Genomic DNA, 20,976 nt, shown 5'->3' with positions numbered 1-20,976 from the left:
CTATTACTCCTGTGAAGTCTGAATCTGACGGATGATGGCGCCCAGTTTTTCGTTCTGCGCCACGCTGATCTCCCGTCCGGCCGAATGGCCCGCGTTCTCGGTAATCAGCGACTCCAGTCCCACCAGCCAGTCGATAATGAACATGGCGGTGTAGTTCAGTTGTTGCGGCGTTAAACGTGCCAGGCGCTCGTCGTCTTTCCACACCACGCTGTCGCACTGAGAGGGGCGGGTGAAAATGTGCTGATCCGGCATATTCAAGCGTGTCGGGCGTTTCGCTGCGGGCATCTCGAGGTACCCAAGCCAGGTAATAAAATCGCCCATCACATGCAGGATGCGCGACACCTGACGGTCCACCATCTGCTCCAGCAACACGCCTGCCTGCTCGGTATTGGTCATCGCCTCAACGAGCTTCTCTTCGACGCGCAGACGGAGCAGGGCGGTAATCAGTTCATCGGCCAGCGCGTCGATAATCGGGCGCGGTAAATTGATGTAGTTGAGCAACGCCGGGCTTTCCGACAAGCCGCGTAGATGGTTGATCCAGTGCTGTACGCTCTGATGCGCGAAGGCAATTTCGTGGCTATAGGTCGTTGCCGCAGGTGCTTCAGCCCCAAAGGCAGCGCCAACACCGATATCGAAAATATCCAGCTCTTCAGGCGCCTCTTCCTGCACCGGCAGTGTGGTTTGTTGCAGATAGAGTGCCTGCAAATCGCGGCGCGTCGGCACCAGGCGCAGCAACAGCTCGCCGTGCATACCGCTGCGTTTTTTCAGCACATCCAGAATGTCGCGGGCAATCTGCGCCTTTTTCGCCGCATCCTCTTCGCCGTCTGGCTGATACCAGTTGCCTAAACCGCCCTCGATCAGCTCATCGCGGATCTCCTGCAACTGCTCGGCAATGCGCTCGAGCTTCACTTCCGGACGCGCAACGGTCGAGAGGTAATCAGCCATGCGGCGCATCCCGCCGTCGTTAAGCTCGAGCATCGCGTCCCAGGCTTCGTCCGGCGAGGCGATATAGCGGTTAACCGCTTCATCTTCAAGGAAGGTTTTGCGCATCAACTGGAGCTGCGGCAGGTTCTCTTCGCTAAACGCCGCTTCGTTACCGTCGCTAATACGAATAAACGGCGTCTGCTGACGCGGCTTGCGCACAAGGAAGGTGTTGTTAAACGCCTGTCCGCGCTGCCACTCCTGCATCCATTTGTACTGACCGAAGCGCTCGGTCATTGCCATTTTGATCATCCCGCCCAGCCCCCAGGATTGTCGCAGGATTGCCTCCTCTTGCGACAGCCCCTGGCTGATGCGCAGATCGAACATGGTCAGCGCCCAAATTAGCCCCGGCAGACGGCGGCCGCGCGCCTCGGCGTCGGCGCCCTGGGTGTAGCGGATCCACTCATCGAGCACGCCGCCCACCTCTTTAACATCCGACTGCTTGGTCGAGGCTGTACAGACCACCAGGACGTTCATCTCCTGGTTTTCGGTATAGCGCTCAAAGAGATAAGCGACTTTGCCACGTAAAATCAGCTGCGCCAGCGGGTTGCTCTCTTCACTGTTGACCGCGCGGCGAATATCATCCATCGACTCAACGCCGAGGCGCCCACGATAACCGGGGAAATCGAGCAGATCGACGGTCTCAAACAGCGGCTCGCGGGTCGAGGCGACCAGCGGGATATGCAACTCAACGGTTAATGCCGTTAATTCTGCCAGCGAGAGGGTGACGGGCGCTGCGGCCTGGCCCTCCACCACCGGACAAACCTCAATGCGGATATCGGTCTCTTTATTCAGCCGCTCCAGCATGTCGACATTCATAATGCTGTCGCGCTGCACCAGCAGGCCATTCTCTTCGCTGACCAGCGTGCTTAACGGTGCCCACACTTCCTGCGCGCCGCCCAGCCGATGCAGGGTTTGCGCGAAACGGATATAGGCTTCGGTCAGCTCTGCCACCTCGCCCCATAACACCGAGAAGAGCTGGCCGCGATCCTCCGGCGTCAGCCACGGCGCCAGCGTAATCGCCTGCGGCCAGTAGTGCAGCGCTAAGCGGCTCTGACTTTTTTCCGCATGGCGGCTCAGGTAATCCCACAGCGAGACGACATCATCTTCACTGATGCCCGCCACGCGGGTTGGGCGACGGCGTTTGGTCAGCGAGGCCAGCAGATCGTTGATGCGCCCTTCGTCATACTGCCAGTCGAATTTTTCCTGATTAAAATCATGGATAAAGGCGTTGGCGAGAATTTTGCCCATCTCGATTTCGCTAAACAGTTGCAGCGTCACCGGCCAGCGCTCGTCGCCGCCAACCTGACGACGGCTAAAGCGCGTCACCAGGCCGGTCGCCTCTTTGCCACCGCCCGGCGGGTTGATGTGGGTCAGAAAATCGAGCTGCTTACCGCCGAGGCGGGTCTCCAGCTTGCCGTTTTCACCCGCCGCCAGCGCGGAAATCAGGTAGGATTTGCCCGCCTGCGACAGGCCAAAGAAGCCGATGGTCATCGGTTTTGCTGCTGCCAGCGCCAGACGGCGCGCCTTGTTACGGCTGCGGCGGAGGTTAATCGTCAGACGGTCGGCTTCGGTATTAAGACGCGGCGCATCCTGGCGCACCGCGTTGATCCACTCAATCGCTTCACCGGCACCGCGTTCAACGCCCTGCCAGCCCTGGATAATTTGCTTCGAATTGATGCTGTTCATTAGCTCTTAATGCTCCCGCTATCCAGCCAGTACTGGCTTTCGCCCATGCCATTGCCAACCATCGTGTTTAACTGGAAGGTCACATCCTTGCGGCTGTAGTTTCGTCTGGCGTTCTCCATCTCCAGCGACTCAATACGGAAACGCTCCGGGCTGACCGCCTCTTCGCCGTTTCGCGCGCGGCCCTGTTCCGCCATCAGCTCAATACGCATCACCGCATCGCCGGCGAGTTCGCTGGCAAGGTTCGGATTGTTGATTTTCAGGGTATAGAGCGACGAGGCCGGCCAGCGCTCGTTATCCAGCTGGCGGAAACCGATACGCACTTCACCGCGCGCCTCAAATGGCTGGCCCTGAGGGAGCTGGAAGTCAGCGGCATCGAGGTCGATATCGCTGTAAAAGACGTTGCTGTCTTTGATGACGTTGTTGCCATCCAGCATGCCGAGGTAGCGGATCGTCGAGTAGGCGGTAAAGTTTGCCGCGCGGAAATAGAAGTTGTTGAGACGCGACTTCTCCGCCAGCAGGCAGAGCATCGCGCCGACCACCGCGGTGGATTTCGGATCGTCAATGCACCCTTTTTTGTTGAAGGGATACCAGCCGCCGGTTTCATACCCGTGCAGCGGCAGAACCCGCGTCGGCGGCACCGGCTGGAGCTGGCGAATCAGTGCCTGAATGCCCGGCAGGCGTGAAGGGCGGCCCGTTAACAGCAGCACATCACAATTGTAGTGCCAGAGCACTTCACACAGGGCGCGCAGGCTATGGCAGATGTTCATCCGGCCGCTGCGCGGATCGATAAACTCATTATGCAGACGGGCGAGATCGACCTCTAACGGCACGTCGAGCAGTGAGAAGAGCGCTTCGCTCGCCAACTGGCCGGTGCGCACCACGTCGTTAACGTAATCCTGCACTTTGGCGGTAGGCGTAGTGCCGGTGAGCAGTTCGCGGAAGGTAAAGTTGAGGACTTCGCGGCCACTCTCCGGCTTGTACTCTTCATAGCGATGAAGAATGGCCAGCGCCAGCGGTGAGAAGATTTGCAGCGTCAACTGCTGGCGCAGCACCTGCTTGCCCGCTTCGATCGCTTCACTGCCGAACAGCTGCGACATCATCGACTCTGCCGCGATATCGCTGTGGCCGACTTTCATCATCGCCGCTTTTACGGCTGGCTGGAGATAGAGACGGATGACATCCAGCAGAATGTCGTCGCCCGCCACTTTAAAGCCTTCGCGGAAGAGCTGTTTCGGTGTAATGCGCACGTTAATGCCTTTACCGTCATCCAGCGTATAGCGGGTGATCACCAGATCGGTGGTGCCACCGCCAATGTCGATGGAGGCGATCTTCAGGCTGCGTTGTTCCCCCTCCGCCTGCTGATTATCGGGGCGACGGGTGGCGGCAAAAAACTCATCGGTGCGGCCACCGAAATTGGTCTGCGTTTCGTTATAGAGATAGACCAGCTGTCCGCAGGTCGCTTCATCCCACTTCACATGAACGCCGGGGTGTGGCTGCTTCGCATTGCCGCTCTCTTCGCCGTCGTAATCCATCTCTTCCCACTCCAGCGATTTCCACACCAGGCGGATAGCGTCATGCATGCAGGCTTCAAAGATGGCGCGCTCTGGTTTCGGCATCGCCGGCGGCACGGTCAGGATCACGTTGCGTAAACGACGTGGATGGCTGGCGTGGCTCATCTTCAGGCGCTGCGCCGGGCTGTTGATCTGCATTAACGCCTGGCTCAGCACCTCTGAGAGCATCATGGTCATCAATGAACTGCGGCTGTAAACCGGCGAGAAGACCGGCATCCGCTCATCTTCATTGAGGCGAATCAACAGCTTGCCATGATCATTGAGCATATAGAGCAGCGGGGCGGCGGTCGCCAGCGGTTCACGATCCGATTTGACAAACGCCTGGCTGAAACGCCAGCCCGGCGAGTAGGGCTGATCGTCCCACAGATAGCGTTTCGGGCTGGAGAGGCCGGTTGAGCCTTCGGTACCTAAACGCTGCGCCGCCATGCGGAAAGCCTCACCGCCGACGCGGCCGATGGTCGGCCAGGTAAAGGCGTCGCTGCGCCCGCTTTTCGATGAGAAGTCCTGCTTGCCAAACTCCGCCTGCGCGAACTCCAGTCGGCTCTCAAATGGCTCGTTATAGACAAACTGCGGCTGGCTCAGATCGCGCAATTGCAGCTGATAGAGCTGAGAGAGGCCTTTGTTATCCGCCGCATGCTCCTCAATCAGCACGCCGCAGCTGCGTGAGTTGCCAATATCCAGCACCAGGTCGACGGGGATCGCGGTATCACGAATTTTCACGTCATTGAGCTGTACTTCTGGAATGGCGATGGTCTTTTTCAGCACCTCGAGCAGGTTAAGGAAGTGCGCCTGATGCTCTTTCAGCCCCAGCTTCTCTTCGGTGTCTTCAGGGTGCTGACGCAGCACAGCGTGTGCCTGCCTGGTATAGATATCGTTCAGCCACTCCTCAATCCATGGAAGAGTCAGGAAGTCGCCCATCTGGTGTGGTAAGCAGGCCAGCGCAAAACCGGCCCCGGAACGGACATCATCTTCGCCGGGGGCCAGGTATTGTGTATGTTCGCGGTCGGGAAAGATTTTGGTATCGAAAATCAGCGTTGCACGCCAGGTGTTGCCTTTCTCGTCCGGCTCCGGCAGTTGATGAAACTGCACGCGCGACCAGTTAGTCGGCCCGTGAGAAAAGCCGCCCGGCGGGTTGAAGCGAAAGAAGGGCAGCGGCAACCAGATCCCCGCATAAAGGCTCAGGGAATCTTCAATCGCCAGCGCATACTCCGGTTCGGCGTTGCGCGGCGTTTCGCCGTCTGGCGTCGGGACCTGAAACTTGTCGTCACGCTCGTTGTAGATAAGGCGCAGTACCGCACCTTCGCCCTGCTGGCGCAGAAATTCGCCGTAGGCTTTACGCGCGGGCAGGGAGAAAGCGAAGTCGAGGAACTGAATCCCGCTGTCACGGATAAGTTTGACCTGTTTTTTAAAATCAGTGAGCTCAGCCAGCATTTAGTTACTTGCCTCCTGCTTCATCGAAAGGGGGAAAAGGGTACTGGTGCCGTAGCTGCCTTTACAGTCGGCAACGCTCTTAGCACCGGGCGCACAGACGATCTCCGGCATCTGGTAAACCGAGCCATCGGTACATTGCGCTTCACCCTGGTTATTAATGGCCAGCTTGCCGGCCTGGATGGCGGCATTGACCGCGCCGCGGCAGGAGACGCCATCGCCGCGCACCATCTGCACTTCACCTTTGCCATCTTTAATCTGGTAGTTGAGGCTCAGCGGCTTGCCGGTACGCTGATCCTGGATGCCTGCGCCTGCGCGCCATTGGCCATTAAGAAAATCGGTACGCCCCTGCGCCAGCGCTTCCGGCGGCAGGCTTAACGGGTTTTTCACCTCCACCGGCGCGGTAGCGTTGCCCGCAGTAGCGTTGGGTTCCGCCAGCGCCGGGTCGTTCACCTGCGCCTCTGGCGTCACGGGCTCAACGCCAGCTTGCGCAGGCTCGCTGCCTGTTTCAGGCGCGACCGGCACGGCGGGATCGTTAAGGGCGGCGGCGTTTTCCGGGGCAGCTGTGGCACGCTCTTCATCGCTCAACGTGCCGATGCCCGTCGTGCTGCCGCTCACCACTGGCGCAGTAACGCCTTCGGTAGTGCCAACAACACGTTCAGAGGAGGTGACGGGGAGGGTGGCGCCATTCTCCGCAACCGGAAGGTGCGCATCAGGCAGTGCTGGTTGCTCAACGCTAAAGCCAGGAATGGTTACGCCGGGTACGCAGCCGCGCAGCAGCCACAGCAGCAGAAGCGCTAACAGCAGCAGCGGTAGTAGCCAGCATAACCACGCGGGCAGGATCCACCATCCGCGACGCTTCGGCGGTGTCACCAGCGGTTCGTTGACCGGCGGCGCGCTGTGCAGTGGGGCTGCGGGCGTAACGGGTTTCGGCGGACGTAAGCAGTCCAGCGGATCGATCCGTGCCTGATGGCGGGCGTTGACGAATCCCCAGAAGCTGATCACCGGCTTGCCGTTGACCAGCCAGACATGCTCGGGATCGGGAAATTGCAGGGTTTTTTCCAGCAGCTTACCAAACAGTTGCTGCTCCGGCTGGTTGCTCTGGGCGAAGTCCTGACTGAGCTGGCGCAACGTTGCCTGCGTGATTTCCAGCTGCGCTAAGGCGCTTTGACGTTCGCTCTCCGTGGCCGCTGACCAGGGAATGACGTCGCCGGAAAAAGGGGCATACCAGTCAACCCGTTCGCCGTGTTCACTGATTTGCGGAATGGCGAGCACATCTGCCGCCGCGCTCTGTTTGCGCAGGCGAAGGGTTTCGCGCAACTGCAGCGCAGAAATATGGACAGCCTGCCCGTTTTCGCCCATCGACTGATATTTATTGAGCTTGTCACTGCACAGAAACATCTCTTTCACGTTGGCAGGTCCTGTGTTTTCTAAAAGGTAAAAATGAGCAGAATTAACCCTAAATACGCTGTTTCAGACAGGGTTAAATTGCTCATCTCAGCATGGGAAAATGCGAAAACGGTAAAGCGTTATCGGCGTTAAGCGCATTTTATTTAGCACTAAGGGAAATTTTACGCGGCGATGTATTACGCGAAAAAATACCAGCGTGCCTAATAGTTTCTCTCTGTGAATATTATTCACAGCCCTCAGGAATATATTCTTGCATCGCCTTTTTCATGATCTGCTTAAATTCCCGGGTATTGTTGACGGCAAAAACTTTGCCGCCGGTGCTGCTGGCAATACAATTTCCTGCACCGGTGCTCATAATATCGACGACATTCACCTGCAGGCGCGGTTTACTCTTTTTCAGCTCGCGGGCAACCTGGCAGGGATCGCCGCCGCAGGTTTCATCTCCGTCGGAAACCAGCAAAATAATCGCATCGCGGTTAACCCCATCCACTTTTTTGCCCGCCAGTGCTAAGGCTTCGGCGAGAGGCGTTTTACCGACCGGTTGAATACCTTCAATGCGCTTTTTCAGCGCCGATCGCTGGGCAAACGGGAAGCTGGGCGACAGGGAGACCTGACGGCAGTTTTCCGCCGCCACCAGGCTGATGTTCATATCGCGCGGGATAGTGTCAATAATGCCTTTGGCCGCGTTACGCGCCAGCGAGATACGGCGCGGTTCACGTTCGATATTCTCGACATATTTCCCCTGGTTCCAGCTGATCAACTCATCCTGCGTGGCATCCATGGTGATAGCCATCGAACCGGAGGCGTCCATAATTACCACCATTTCAGGGGCTTGCTGTTGGGTTCGCTGCGCCGGGCAGACCGCTTTGGTGGGTTTTACCGGCGCGTGCGGCGCGGGTGTCGTTTCAGGTTTCACCGGCTCGCCGGGCGTTACAGCTGGTGGCGCGGGCGTGACGGGTGCTGCTGTTTCGTGCAGTGGCGAACAGCGTGACAGCAGCAACAGAATCAGGGCGATAAGCAGAGCCAGAAGTAAAAGCCACGGCCACCAGCGACGCCTTGAGACGGCAGCGGCAGTGGTGGCGGCAGCAGCGGCGCGGGGCGCGCCCTCCGCAGGTGGGACGATGACCGGATGGCCGTCGATCACCCACACCTGCTCAGGTGCAGGAGAGTGGGTGGCCGCCTGTAGCAGGCGCAGCATTGTTTCTGGCTCGCTCCCGCTTTGCGCCAGCTTCTGATGCAGGGCCCGAACGCTGTCGAGACGCTGTTCCAGCAGCGCGCGGGCGCGGCTCTGCTCGGTTTTACTCAGATCGAGTAAGCGGCGCGGCTGACCATTAATATCGCTATACCACTCAACGGCACCATCATCGGCGATAACCGGGCGGGCATATAAATTTTGGATAGAGGCGGGTAAATAGGTTTCGAGGAGCGTACGAAAAGGCGAAAATGACGCGGCATAATCGGTTAATTCAACTGAAGGTTTAACGATCCTTGTTATTCTTATCATTTATATCATTACGCTATCAGTTATTCATACGTGACTATCCCATTTAACTGAAAGGGTAATGAGTATAATCTTAAATACAACCTACCAGAAATAAGGAGTAAACAATTGCGTCGGGAGAAACGTATGATATTTTGCCGCTATTAGGCTTTTATTATCCGAATAACCCCGCAGGCAGTCTCAATTATTGGCTCACATCATTTTTTCCACTTCCCTCAGCCAGTCGGGCAAATAGCTGCGATACCAGTGCTGAAAACGCGGAAAATCCGCTTTCTGTCGCTTGTGAAGGAGCGTAATCACTTCGCTGACAATCCACGCTTTCGCTAAGGCAATATCGCGAGCGAGATCATTTTCTGACCGCGGATTAAATCGGCAGTAGCGCGCCGCGAGGTGTCGATACTCTTCAGGCGTACCCATACCTTTAATCAGCGGGGCTAAATCAATGGCCGGGTGACCGGTGCTGAACCGCTCCCAGTCAAACAGCACAAACTCGCCGTTCTCGCGCTGTCCCCAGTTGCCAACATTACTGTCGCCGGAAATCAGGCCCGCTTCGGCAAACAGTCTGTCGCTGTCGCGCTGGCAGCGACGCAACACTCTGGCGGCCTCTTCCGGTAAGGCGAGCAGTTGCAGGCTCAGCGCCAGCTGCGCGTCGGGCCAGCGATGGGGGTGGTAGTGCCAGTTTTTATCCGGCGCAAAGCGGTGTAACCGTGCCAGCATCGACACGATGGCGTCGTTCGCGACATTTTGCTGGCTAACAGGGTAGGGAATCGCTTCAAGGGTGAGGGCGAGCGTGCTGGCATCGGCTGCCAGCAAGGCTGGGGTAAGGATTTCCGCGCGGTTTAGCTCGGGCGCAACCTGGTGGTAGAAGGCGTACTCAACCTTGCTGACCGGCGCTTTCTCAATCACGGCTATTCCGGTGGCGTTAACCCGCTTCACCACCCGGGCGGCGCCCATTTGCGCCAGATTCTCTGTTGTCATCGATGCTCCAGGGTAAGGACATTGCGATAACCAGCAGAGTAAAGGTTATGGCCGCACCTGTCACGGTGCGGCGGTCACTGCTTCCACGCGTGCGTTTTTACCGACCACTTTGCCCTGCTGGTCTTCAATCCAGTAGGCGATCCTGGCTTCACCGGGCGCGGTGGGGGTTACCGAAACCTCTTTCACCATCTGGCCAGAGTCCGCTTCGAGGGTTAGCGGCAGCTCACCGCTCTCCAGGCTGCTGTCGTTTTGCGTGATGCGCCACTTCAGCGTGCACTTTTCGCAGGCCGACCAGCTATCGTTAATCGCCCACAGCCGCAGGATATTTGCTTTGTTAGTCTGCCAGTTTGCCGTGACCGGCTCGATAGAGGGCAGCAGCGGTTGATAGGCGGTTTTCAGCGCGTAGTAGCCCGCTTTCGGCTGACGCAGATAGTCAACGACGCCCCAGTTGATCGACGGCCAGGTCTCAACAAACATAAAGTGGAACAGGGCGGTAACTGGTTGATAACGCTGGCGGCGATAGCTCTCTGCCGCCATTGCCACCAGCTCCGCCTGGTAGCGCTGGGTATTATCGATGGTCTGCTGAATATTCTCGCCGCGCGGCACGTTGGCAAAGCCAAAGGTCTGGAACGGCTGGAAGTTGTGATACTTCCAGCGATCCCAGCCGGGATCTTTCGCATCGGTACTCTTCGGCCACATCTCGCTGGCGGGAATAATGGTTTTGAGGGTCGAGAGGCGCGGTAGCGCCTGCGCGCCAAACTCGGTAATGATGCCGGTTTTCGCCGGAGCCAGCACATCGCGCATGGTGCCGAAATACCACCCCTGCCAGTAGTGCTCCTCCACGGCGGAGAAGCGGTGCACGATACGCGAAGTATCCTCAGCCAGCGCATCCGCCACCTTCTGCGTCAGCTCGCGGTTAAGATCTTTATTCCAGTCTTTAAAGCGCTTCTCCATCCACGGCGAGTTCCACGGCGGCTCGTTGTGTCCACCCCAGGCCACAATCGCTGGTGAGTTGCCGAACTGCGCCACCATCTCCCGCGTCTGGCGGGCGGCGTTATCGGCAAATTCGCTACTGTTGTTATAGCCCCACTGCAACGGCACATCCTGCCAGATCATCAGCCCCATCTCATCGGCAACGTCATACAGCGCGCGCCCGGCGACATGACCATGCACGCGTATCGCATTGGCGTTCATCCCCGTTACCAGCTCGAAATCCTGGCGATACTTTGCGCGCGTCATGGTGCCGAGCCACGGCGAGCCGATATAGTTACTGCCCTTCACAAAAAGGCGCTTATCGTTGATGCGCCAGCCTTTGTTATCCGGCGCTTCCTCCATTTTGCGCAGGCCAGTGCGGGTGACGGCGGTATCCATCACCCCTTGCCGATCGATCAGCGAGGCGCGAACGCGGTAGAGGTTGGGTTTACCGTGCCCCACCGGCCACCAGAGCCTGGCAGCCTCCATCGGCAGCGTCACCGTCAGCACCTTGCTGTCGCCTGTCTCTAGCGTGACCGGGAATTCCTGACGGTAGTCACGACCATAAAAATTATCCGGCTTCGCCGCCAGGCGCAGCGTCACCGGCCCGGCCTGTTTCGCCCGGTAGCGGATCTCGGCGCGCAGCATTGGCTTCGCCAGCCCCTCCTGCCACAGCGGGCGCAGGATGACTTCATCAATTGCCGCCCCGCGGCTAAGGTGCAGCCGGACCGGTGCCCAGATGCCGCCGGAGTTGGCATCCTGCCCCTGTGCCGACCAGGCACCGCCAGGGCGAGTGTCATGCTGGTTCAGCACCCCTTTGACCATGGTTTTATGCAGCGGCCAGATAGTTTTTGGATCTTCAAACGGGCTATCGACGCGCACCGTCAGCTGGTTATGGCGGCGTAGCGCCTGGCTGACATCCACCGGGAAGCGCTGATAGTAGCCCTCATGGTGTGCCAGGCGCTGGCCGTTCAGCGTCACGTCGGCAAGGTAGTCGACGCCGTCAAACACCAGTGTTGCCAGCGTATCGGCAGACTGCTCAGGCAGGGTAAAGCTGTGGCGGTACCAGAGCGCGCCCTGGTGATCCAGCCCGTCGCTGTACCAGTTGGCGGGCACGCGCAGGGTGCGCCAGTCGGCGCTGGAGGCGCTGACGCCATCGAAAGTGGGATCGTTAGCATCGTGCACGCGCCACTCCCCGGCAAGGGACCAGGTGACGGGCAGCGCGGTGGCAAAAGCCTGGGTTGAGAGTAAGAGCGACAGCAGCAGCGCGTTACGCATCATGGTTTGCCTCCCGGCGTTGCAGCCACGCCTCAACGCGCACAAACTCCTCGCGAAGCGTCGTGTGCAGGTTATCCAGTGCTTGCTGATCGAGGCTGATGGCCTGGCTCTCAAGCTGTTGCAGCAACTGGCTCAGACGGGTGAAATCGAGGGCGATCGCCTCGCCGCGCAGTTTATGCGCCGCGCGCCGCAGGCCGTCGCGATCGTTGGTGTGAATGGCATCGGCAATCCTGGCCTGCATTGTCCCGACGCTTTCGCTAAACAGGGCCAGCAGCTCGTTAACCAGTTCAGCATCGTCGGCACACTGTGTCAGCAGGGCGCTCTGCGTGGGCAACCCTTCATCGTCACGTTGTGTGATGCGGGTCAGCTCATCGTGCAGCGCCTGCTGGCTTACTGGCTTTGCGATATAGCCATCAAACCCCATTGCCAGACAGCGCTCTTTATCGCCCTGCATGGCGTGCGCGGTCATGGCGATCACCGGCTGGTGGCTGAGCGCATGCATCCGTTCCTCTTCGCGCAGCAGGCGGATCGCCGTTTCGCCATCCATGCCGGGCATTTGCAGATCCATCAGGATCAGATCCCAGCCCCCTTCATGCCAGCGATCGAGCGCCGCACGCCCGTCATCAACCACCTCGGCATGATGGCCGAGCCGCTCCAGCAGACGCAGCGCCAGTTTCTGGTTCACCAGATTATCTTCCGCCAGCAGAATCCGCAGCGCGTGTGCTGCCACTTGCGGCGCGACAGGCTGTTCGACGGCAACCGGATCCGGCAGGCGACCCGGTGCCAGCACGCTGGCGATCGCCTGGTTTAGCTCGCTTTGTGCCACCGGTTTATGCAGGTAGTGGGCGATGCCGATGCGTTTAAGCATGCGTGCATCGAAGTGGCGGTTCATGGAACTGAGCATAATGATGCGGCTCTGGCTCGCCTGCGGCAGCACCGAAAGCTCCAGCGCCAGCGAGATGCCATCCATCTCCGGCATTTGCGCATCAAGCAGGATCAGCGGAAAGGGTTCGCTCTCTGCCGTCAGGCGCAGTGCCTGGTGGGCGTTATCGACGCAGTGCGGCACCAGCCCCATCTGCGTCAGCATCGTCTCCAGCAGGCGCAGGTTGGTGCTGTTATCATCCACCACCAGCACCCGCTCGCCGCTAAAACGCGTCATCTGCATTGCCGCCAGTGCGGCAGGCTGGCTTACCAGTGTTAAGCTGAACGCGAACTCGCTGCCCACGCCCGGTTCACTGGTCACAGCCAGCTCGCCGCCCATCATCTTCACCAGCCGCGCGGAGATGGTCAGCCCCAGCCCGGTGCCGCCATAGCGGCGGGTGGTAGAGCTGTCTGCCTGGCTGAAGGCTTCGAAGATCGCCTGCTGCTTTTCGGCGGGAATGCCGATGCCGCTGTCGCGCACCGCAAACCGCCAGCTACCAGACTCCTCGCCCGGCGAGATGGCGAGCACTACTTCACCCTGATGGGTAAATTTCAGCGCGTTGCCGAGCAGATTGGTGAGGATCTGCCGCAGCCGGGGGCCATCGATGGAGACGACCTCCGGCACGGCGGGATCGATATCGACCAACAGTTCAATGCCTTTTTCGCTGGCGGCGGGCATATGCGGGCGGATCAGCGCCTGGATAAAGGGGCGGATCTCCAGCGGCTCCTCATCGAGGATAATTTTGCCCGCCTCGATTTTCGAAAAGTCGAGGATGTCATTGATGATATGCAGCAGTGACTGTGCCGAACTCATCACCAGCGAGAGGTACTCGCGCTGCTCGCTGCTGAGCTGCGTGTCGAGGCAGAGTTGCGTCATGCCGAGAATACCGTTCATCGGCGTGCGAATTTCATGGCTCATATTCGCCAGAAAGGCGCTCTTCGCCTCGTTGGCGTCGCGTGCCACCTTCGCCGCCTCAATCGCCAGCAGCTCCGCCTCTTTACGGCGGGTGATATCCTGCAACGTGCCGATCACCCGCTCCGCATTGCCCTGCATGGTCAGCGTTACCACCTGGCCGGAGAGCAGCATCCAGCGCCACTCCTCGCTCTGATGGCGAACGCGGATTTCACACTCAAACACCGGAACGTGGTGGCGAGTTGAGCCCTGCATCGCCTGGCGCAGGCGGGCGCGATCCTCTTCATGCACCAGACTGAGCAGAAAGCGCGCCGGATGGTGCCACTGGCTGCGCGGAAGGCCGATCATCGTCAGCAGCGTGTCGTTGACCTGCAAATTGTCGGCCGAGATCTGCCAGTCCCAGATACCAATATGAATAGAGTCGGCGGTGAGCAGGAAATCATCGTGCAACTGCTGGCGCGAGCGCTGGGCTTCATCCAGCTGCGTGATGTCACTGTGCAGGCTGACGATGCTGCCATCCGCCAGGCGCTGGTGCTGAACAAACAGGCGGCGCTGCCCGGCCTGGCGCACTTCGCGGTGGCTATCCTGGCGGCAGTTGCGAATGATCGCCTCGCGCAGCGTCTGGCGGCGGCTCGGGTCGGTGTTATAGGCCGCGTCGATAAACTTCTCTGCCAGGCTTTGCAGCGTCGCGCCCGGCTTTAGCCCGCCGGCCAGCGCCGGGTAAAACGCCTCTACCTGCGCATTCCACGCCAGCAGCCGCTCGTGGCGATCGTAGATCAGCACCGCCGCGGGCAGGGCGTTGAGGTCAAAATGGCAGGCTGTTGTCATGATGCCTCCCCGGCCTGGTAGTGCAGTTCCGCCTGGCGACGCAGGTACTCCAGCCCCGGCGCAATCGCCATCGCCCACGCGGTCAGCGTCTCTTCATCGCACTGCGGGTCGCGCTGGCGCACGGTAATTAACATCGCTTCCCGCCAGAGGGCAAAAAAGCGCGGCGGCAAACGCAGGCCGTCGGTGCTCTGCTCACGCGCCAGCCGCTCGAGGAAATCGGGCACAAACAGCGCGCCGTCGACCGCCAGCATGGCAAAGAAGCTCTTATAAACCAGCTGTTGACCCTCTTCATTCTCAAGGCGGGCGAAGTGCTGCTCTGTCTCTGGCGACATATGCATAAAGGTGGTGTAGAAGGCGTTAAAGAAGGCGCGTTTCTCATCATCCGGGAAGACGCGGCTCAGACTCGCTTCAAAGAGATCGCGGTAGAATTTCATGGCGCGGCCCTCGGGGTGCGTTCACCCGGCAGGCAGAGGCCGGGTTTGTTAAATTCATCTGTCGTGCGGCGCACGAAATAGCTCTCATCGTCGATTAAACCGTCGCGAAAGAGCGGCCCGCCGTTGGCTTTGTAGAGCAGCGCCTCCAGCACCATCGCGTTGGTGGAGAGCGTCACCATTTTGTTGATATCGCCCGTCGCTTCAACGCGCCCCTCAAACCAGCCGCGTTCGGGATCGTTCAAGTGTTCCGTCACCGCCATCAGGGCATTGGTGTAGGCGGTGTCCCACAACACCCACAAGGCAAACACTGCTTTGGTCGTCACCTGCGCCAGCCGCGGGTAGTATTTGCCGTCATCGCCGAGGGTGTTCCACGCATAGCCATTTCCCCACACGCTGTCCTCCACGTGCCACGGTGCCTGCGCGAGGGTGAAGTCGGCGCGGGCGGTGAGGGTCTTCTCTTTTTCCCAGCGCGTTTTCTGTGTCAGCCAGACGCCCTGCGCCCGATCGCGCAGCAGGGTTTGCACCTCGTCACTCAGCCCCGGCGGCTGCCATCCAAACTCCAGCCCCGGCAACATTGCTGGCACCGTTGAGAGGATTGACGGCTGCCAGGTAGTGCGCGGATCGCGGGCATCCACCGGCAGGCTGCGCTGGTAGATGATGACGTTTTTTGACGGCGGCGTGAGCGCTTTCCCGGCCGGGAAACCCCACAGGCGGAAGGCGCTGGCGGCATATTCGCTCTCGCCGAGGCGCAGCTCTTCGCGCACCACCGGCTGGCCGTTTTGCAGCGAGGCGGACCACAGCTCGCCTTCGCCATCCATGACCGGGCAGAAGTTCCAGCGCAGGATCACTTTGTCGAGATACTCGCGGTACTGCGGCGCGCGTTCGGCGGTCAGGCGCAGCGCCAGCATCAACCGCGCCATATCTTTCGCCGACCAGCCGCTCTTCACCGGCTTGCCGCTAAAGTCGACGATGGTCGCCGTCTGGCTGGAGTAGAGCCTGCCGGGCGTGCGGGTATCGGTGAGCATCAGCCGGTTGAGGGTGCCGAGCAGGCGGGTGAGGCGCGCATCAAACTCCTTATCATCAACCAGATCGAGATCTTTTGCCGCCAGCAGGGCGATAAGCGTGTCGCCCATCTGCCACAGCGTAACGCGCGGCTGCTTGTCGCTGCCGTTGACCAGCCCGGTTTGCGGCTGGGTGTTATTGACGAAGTAACGCCAGGCGATGGCGGCCCACTCGCGCTCCTGCGGCGTCAGGCTGCTGACGCGCGCGGTGGTGTTCCACGCCCCTTTCGTCAGCCAGCGCCAGCCTGCGCCGCCCTCGCTAAATAGCGCAAAGGCGGCGGCGAGCAGCAGCAGAAGGATCGCCAGCCAGCGAACTACGGTTTTAGACATTGCGCAGTCACCGGCGGCAGCTTCACAGGCTCATCCGCATTACAGGAGGCGCACTGGCACGCCTGGCAGGCAGGTTTCGTGCGCTGGGTGGTGCCGGTCTGCTGACACCAGTTTTTCACCGACGGCGTGCTCTCAAGGAACGGTCGGTTACGGCGGGCGTTGTTCTCCTCAAACAGATCGACCAGCTTCTTCTCCCACAGCGACGGGGCGAAGTTACGGTTTTTCGGGTTATCGGTGTTGAATTGCAGCAGCTTGCCCTCTTTTTTGAATAGCAGCGCCTCAAGCATGATGCCGTTGTTGTTGGCGGTGAACTCTTTGATCGGGCCGTCGCCATTCTCATACAGCCCTTCGTAGTAACCCTTGCCCTCTTCGTTGGCGTTCTCGATAGCGCTCATCAGGCGATCGGTGTAAGGCGAATCCCACAGCACCCACATGCCGAGCGCCGCTTTCAGGGAGACGGCGGCGGCGCTCGGCATAAACTGCCCTTTATCGGTGATGGTGTTCCAGTCATAGCCATCGGTGTAGACCGTGTCATAGACGAAGTAGGGGGCTTTATCGAGCTGGTGCTCGGAGCGTGCGGTGAGCACGCCGGTAATGGTGTAGCGGTTCTCCTGCGCCTGGTAGACGCGGTCGGCGAAGTTTTTCATCCACGGATGGGAGTAGTTGCGCGGGCTGTTGTTGCGATCGTTCGGGTTATCAAAGCCGAACTCAAGGCCGTAGAGCAGATAGGATTCAGTCACCACATAGTTGTGCTGCGAGGTGGCACGCGGATCGCGCGTGTCGTAGGGCACCAGCACGCAGTAGATCTCCGCTAGTTCATAAGGCTGCGGTCGGCTCGCCTGGCAGGTGTTGAAGCCCCACAGCTGGAAACCGGCGGCGCCATACTCCTCATACCCGAGGCGCCCCTCCTGCACATATTTCGGCTGACCGTTTTCGAGGTAAGCACCGTAGAGCGTGCCGCACGGGTCAACAGCATGGCTAAAATCCCAGCCCAGCACGATGTTATCGATACTGTTGCCATACTCCGGGTAGCGCTCTTTGATCACCTTCAGCCAGATCAACATGCGGCCGATATCGAGCGCCGAGAAGCCAATCTCGCCCGGTTTGTTGGTGTAGTTCACCTTCTGCGCGGTGAGGGTGTTGTAGGCTTTGTTAGGCAGTTCATTGCGAAACAGATCCAGCTTGTTGATGGTGGCAAGGATCTTGAGCATCCGCCGGTCAAACTCCGCTTTATCGATAATCCCCAGTTCGCGTGCCGCCGTTAGCGCAGCAAGGTAGGAGCCGCTGTCCCACATGGTGGTGGAGGGGTATTTGTTTACCGCGTTAACCAGCCCGGTGGTGGGCTGGTAGTTGGCGACAAAGTATTGCCAGGCGTTTCTCGCCATCGTCATCTCTTGCGCCGTCAGCTTGCCGCTGCGCGGCGCATAGTCCGATGCCGGAAGATCGCCGGCGCGCGCCTGGCTCAGCGTCATCCAGAGCGCCATCAGCCCTGCCAACAGGGGAAAAAAGAGAAGTGCTTTCAGCTTCATGGCGTAGCTCCTGCTGACGAAGGGGAACGGGGCGCGGGATTAAAACAGGCCAGGCACAGCATCTGGCCGTGGGCGATATAGGCCAGGCTCTCCAGCACGATGGCATTGGTGTCGGCATCAATCACACTGTTCACGCTGTTATTGAGGTTATGCCCGCGCTGCCACCCTTTGCCCGGCACTTGCAGCACCTGCGCTTGCTGGCGCAGGGCCTCGCTCCAGCTGTTGCGAAACAGGGCATACCAGGCGAAGGCCGAGCGGGTAGAGGTGATCGCCGTCAGCTCCGGCGGCGCATCGCGCAGCGCCTCGTTATCGATAGGCTGGCGGTTGGGCAGGTCATTGATAAAGTCCGGTGCGGGTTCGGCATAGTCGGTACTGATGGGTGGTTTGCGCACCCGCAGGCTGTGGCGGCGCTGCTGGATCTGCATGATGCGAAAGGCAATTTCGGCGCTCTGCGCATCAAAGCCCAGCTCAAGGCCAGTTAACAGATAGGGGAGGCTAATGAGCGAAGGCTGGCGTCCCCACGGTGTGCGCAGCCCCTCATCGGGCACCATAATGCCGTCGATATCGATCATCTGCTGCCCCTCAGGCGGGTTGGTGACCGCCAGCCCGGCGGCGCTGTCGATCAGCCGCAGCGTATGGCTGGCATAAAGTCGATAGCCAAAGCTGTTGCGCGGCTCATCGGTGGCCAGCGCCCAGTGATGCAGCGGCGCGGCGGCCTGCGTTGCGCCGCTGGTGACGATAAGCGCGCCCACCTGCCAGCGGTTAAAGAGATCGCGCACCGCCTCCGCGTGCTGCGGCGAGCGCCAGAGCAGGGTTTGCAGCGCCACCAGCAGGCGGCCCATGCCGATGGCGGAGCTTTCCGGTTTGCCGAGAATTTTCAGCGTATCGGAGTGATAGTAGGCCGCCGGCACTCCCTGCGGCGTCAGCGGCAGCCCGCCGAGTGTTGCCAGCGCATTGCTGATGCGCGCATCGCTCTCTGCTTCGCTGAGGATGTGTAACTGTTGTGCGGCAATCACCGCCAGCAGATAGCTGCCCGCGCTCCATAAGCTGAACCACGCCTGCCCATCCTGGGCATTCGGCAGGCCGTTGGGTTGCGTATTGTTGACGTAATATTGCCAGGCCACGCGCGCCCAGATTGCCTCTTCAAAGGTGAGCGCACGCGAGGTGGGCAGCGGCGGGAAATCTTTACTGAGCGCCATGCCGCCGCTGCTCTCAACGCGGGTTGGCATCTGTTTTTCCACCCACACCACGATGGCGAAGCCGAGCAGAAAACCGAGCAGGATAGTGATGTAACTGCGTGCAGAAAGCAGTGCGTCGCGCGTTCTCATGTTCGCGCCTCCTCTTCGTCCGGCGTCCAGATGGCGGCGAGGATCAGCGGCAACATCGCGGCAATGTTGACGGCACCCCAAAAGATATTGATGACATAGCCTGAAGGATCATCCACCTGGCCGCGCGCCACCTGAATACCGCCCCAAATCAGCCCGGTGAGGGTGAGCAGCACAATGGCGATTTGCGGTTTCACCAGGTAGAGAAAGCGCCCGGTCTGGCGCTCCTTCGGCGTAACGTGAAACTTGATCTGCTCCCCGCGCAGCACCGTATTTAGCGCCCGCAGATTCATCGAGAAGAACGACAGATAGGATGCGCGCCCATCCCAAGCGGAAATGCCCCATGTGCCAAACATAAATGCCAGCTCCGAGAGGATAAAAAAGGGCAGGAAGTGGAGATAAAAGGGCGTCGACCAGGCCGACACTGGCGGAATGCCGGTAAAGAGGTAGATAATCGGCGAAATCAGGAAAATGGCGTTCCAGACGCAGGCCATATAGGACCAGAAGGTGGTGGCGTACATCAGGGTTTGCGGCAGCGAGAGCTTAAAGCGGCGGCGGCTGAAGATATTGTCATGAAACAGAATATCGAGCGATCCGGCGGCATACTTAAAGCGCTGGATCATCCACGTCAGCATATCCTGCGGCGATAGCATTTTTGATTCGATACGCGGGTGCATCACCGAGCGCCAGTTTCGCGCCGCATCGCCATGCAGCAGGATCGAAGTGTAGATATCTTCCGAGACGTGAAATTTATAGGGCGTCAGTTCGGTATCGAAAGCGACGTGGGGGCGCATCGCCTCCTGGAGCGCCTCGCGGGTGGCGGGATCGCGGATATCGCGCGTATGGCGGTCAATCTCCTCCTCCACCGTCCAGACATAGCTGCGCAGCGCTGCCTGCATCACCGCTTCGCGCCGGTGCACCGACGCCGCGCCGCAGCAGAAGGCGGCGTTGGCCCAGTTACGGCGACGCAGGATCACATCGTAAAACATGCGCGGATCGTTAAAAAAGGGATCGCGGCCCATCGTCACCGGGCCAACGATTTTCTGCGCCAGCCAGCCGAAGGCATAACCCACTTTGCCGGTTTTTCGCTCCAGCCAGCGGGAGAGGTTCTCCCCGGCGGGCAGGTCGTAAAACCATTGCGGCGTCTGCACCCACGCCACATCCGGGTTGCGGAAGTAGCCGAGGGTGTGGGCGAGCAGGGTCGGGAAGACGCGGGTGTCAGCATCGCAAATCACCAGAAAATCGCCGTCGGTCTGCTCAAGGCCGTTGCGCAGGTTACCCGCTTTGTAGCCGATGTTGGTCTGCCGGGTAATGTAATTGACTCCCTCTTCGTCGCAGACGGCTTTCATCTCCGGGCGTCGCCCGTCATCCAGCACATGCACGCGGTAATCGAGGGGAAAGGGGTACGCCATTTTCATCGCATCGCGGATGGAGAGCCTGACCAGTTCAACATCTTCGGAGTAGGTAGCGATAAAGAGGTCCACTTTCACCGGGCGCGGTTCGACCGCTTCATCTGCGCCCAGGCAGTCATTGATCTCCTGCGGCGGCGGCGCTTGCGGCGGATCCTCCTCCTTCCACAGGTTGATGGTAAATAACACCGTACCAATCCACGCCAGCGTTTCTGCTAATACCAGCGGAATGGCGTACCACAGGGCATCCATATTCAGCGACGCCGTCCAGCGCCAGTAGATATAATTCGCACCCAGAATCAGCGCCGCAACCGCTAATATCTGCCAGGTAATCATCGCCCAGCGCGGCGTTTTCAGCGGCTCGGGCGGTTTGCGATCTTCAAATCGGGAAAAGTAGAAGCCCATAGCGGTTGTTATC

Annotated in this window: 12 protein-coding genes; all 12 read right to left on the bottom strand. The window is 59.7% G+C overall.

The annotated features are described in order from the left end of the window. Positions 1-3: 3 nt before the first annotated feature. Entirely contained in the window at positions 4-2,670 is a 2,667-nt protein-coding gene (locus SOM48_RS10305) for a putative virulence factor (RefSeq protein WP_288882100.1), read from the bottom strand. Next, on the bottom strand, positions 2,670-5,672 hold the full coding sequence (locus tag SOM48_RS10300; RefSeq protein ID WP_320511885.1) for a virulence factor SrfB: 3,003 nt from the start codon (positions 5,670-5,672) through the stop codon (positions 2,670-2,672). The genes SOM48_RS10305 and SOM48_RS10300 overlap by 1 nt, the downstream gene beginning before the upstream one ends. Beyond that, a complete protein-coding gene (locus SOM48_RS10295; protein ID WP_320512037.1) occupies positions 5,673-7,070 on the bottom strand; it encodes an SrfA family protein in 1,398 nt (465 codons plus the stop codon). Positions 7,071-7,302: 232 nt separating this feature from the next. Further along, positions 7,303-8,583: a VWA domain-containing protein gene (locus SOM48_RS10290; RefSeq protein WP_320511884.1), complete on the bottom strand. Its 1,281-nt coding sequence runs from the start codon at positions 8,581-8,583 to the stop codon at positions 7,303-7,305. 189 nt (positions 8,584-8,772) lie between these two features. Then, positions 8,773-9,558: a phosphotransferase gene (locus SOM48_RS10285; RefSeq protein ID WP_320511883.1), complete on the bottom strand. Its 786-nt coding sequence runs from the start codon at positions 9,556-9,558 to the stop codon at positions 8,773-8,775. 60 nt (positions 9,559-9,618) lie between these two features. After that, a complete protein-coding gene (locus tag SOM48_RS10280; RefSeq protein ID WP_320511882.1) occupies positions 9,619-11,811 on the bottom strand; it encodes a glycoside hydrolase family 2 protein in 2,193 nt (730 codons plus the stop codon). Then, positions 11,801-14,470 carry a response regulator gene (locus SOM48_RS10275; RefSeq protein ID WP_320511881.1) on the bottom strand — a complete coding sequence of 890 codons (2,670 nt, stop codon included), beginning with the start codon at positions 14,468-14,470 and terminating at the stop codon, positions 11,801-11,803. The genes SOM48_RS10280 and SOM48_RS10275 overlap by 11 nt, the downstream gene beginning before the upstream one ends. Then, positions 14,467-14,904 (bottom strand): globin family protein, encoded by a 438-nt coding sequence (locus tag SOM48_RS10270; RefSeq protein WP_023480827.1) that lies wholly within the window; start codon positions 14,902-14,904, stop codon positions 14,467-14,469. Before SOM48_RS10270 ends, SOM48_RS10275 begins: the two co-directional genes overlap by 4 nt. Further along, on the bottom strand, positions 14,901-16,295 hold the full coding sequence (locus SOM48_RS10265) for a DUF3131 domain-containing protein (RefSeq protein WP_288882112.1): 1,395 nt from the start codon (positions 16,293-16,295) through the stop codon (positions 14,901-14,903). The genes SOM48_RS10270 and SOM48_RS10265 overlap by 4 nt, the downstream gene beginning before the upstream one ends. After that, complete coding sequence (locus tag SOM48_RS10260; RefSeq protein ID WP_288882114.1) at positions 16,280-17,824, bottom strand: DUF3131 domain-containing protein; 1,545 nt, start codon at positions 17,822-17,824, stop codon at positions 16,280-16,282. Before SOM48_RS10260 ends, SOM48_RS10265 begins: the two co-directional genes overlap by 16 nt. Beyond that, a complete protein-coding gene (locus tag SOM48_RS10255) occupies positions 17,821-19,152 on the bottom strand; it encodes a DUF3131 domain-containing protein (RefSeq protein WP_076769163.1) in 1,332 nt (443 codons plus the stop codon). Before SOM48_RS10255 ends, SOM48_RS10260 begins: the two co-directional genes overlap by 4 nt. After that, complete coding sequence (locus SOM48_RS10250) at positions 19,149-20,963, bottom strand: glycosyltransferase family 2 protein (protein ID WP_076769162.1); 1,815 nt, start codon at positions 20,961-20,963, stop codon at positions 19,149-19,151. The genes SOM48_RS10255 and SOM48_RS10250 overlap by 4 nt, the downstream gene beginning before the upstream one ends. Between the last annotated feature and the right edge of the window lie 13 nt (positions 20,964-20,976).

It is taken from the genome of Kosakonia sp. CFBP8986, assembly GCF_034044935.1.
Lineage (GTDB): Bacteria > Pseudomonadota > Gammaproteobacteria > Enterobacterales > Enterobacteriaceae > Kosakonia > Kosakonia cowanii.
This window is presented reverse-complemented; position numbering and strand designations above follow the sequence as displayed.

What these genes read in the sequence shown, in the direction of transcription:
- SOM48_RS10305 (WP_288882100.1), bottom strand. Translation starts at nt 2,670, where the DNA reads ATGAACAGCATCAATTCGAAGCAAATTATCCAGGGCTGGCAGGGCGTT.
- SOM48_RS10300 (WP_320511885.1), bottom strand. Translation starts at nt 5,672, where the DNA reads ATGCTGGCTGAGCTCACTGATTTTAAAAAACAGGTCAAACTTATCCGT.
- SOM48_RS10295 (WP_320512037.1), bottom strand. Translation starts at nt 7,070, where the DNA reads ATGTTTCTGTGCAGTGACAAGCTCAATAAATATCAGTCGATGGGCGAA.
- SOM48_RS10290 (WP_320511884.1), bottom strand. Translation starts at nt 8,583, where the DNA reads ATGATAAGAATAACAAGGATCGTTAAACCTTCAGTTGAATTAACCGAT.
- SOM48_RS10285 (WP_320511883.1), bottom strand. Translation starts at nt 9,558, where the DNA reads ATGACAACAGAGAATCTGGCGCAAATGGGCGCCGCCCGGGTGGTGAAG.
- SOM48_RS10280 (WP_320511882.1), bottom strand. Translation starts at nt 11,811, where the DNA reads ATGATGCGTAACGCGCTGCTGCTGTCGCTCTTACTCTCAACCCAGGCT.
- SOM48_RS10275 (WP_320511881.1), bottom strand. Translation starts at nt 14,470, where the DNA reads ATGACAACAGCCTGCCATTTTGACCTCAACGCCCTGCCCGCGGCGGTG.
- SOM48_RS10270 (WP_023480827.1), bottom strand. Translation starts at nt 14,904, where the DNA reads ATGAAATTCTACCGCGATCTCTTTGAAGCGAGTCTGAGCCGCGTCTTC.
- SOM48_RS10265 (WP_288882112.1), bottom strand. Translation starts at nt 16,295, where the DNA reads ATGTCTAAAACCGTAGTTCGCTGGCTGGCGATCCTTCTGCTGCTGCTC.
- SOM48_RS10260 (WP_288882114.1), bottom strand. Translation starts at nt 17,824, where the DNA reads ATGAAGCTGAAAGCACTTCTCTTTTTTCCCCTGTTGGCAGGGCTGATG.
- SOM48_RS10255 (WP_076769163.1), bottom strand. Translation starts at nt 19,152, where the DNA reads ATGAGAACGCGCGACGCACTGCTTTCTGCACGCAGTTACATCACTATC.
- SOM48_RS10250 (WP_076769162.1), bottom strand. Translation starts at nt 20,963, where the DNA reads ATGGGCTTCTACTTTTCCCGATTTGAAGATCGCAAACCGCCCGAGCCG.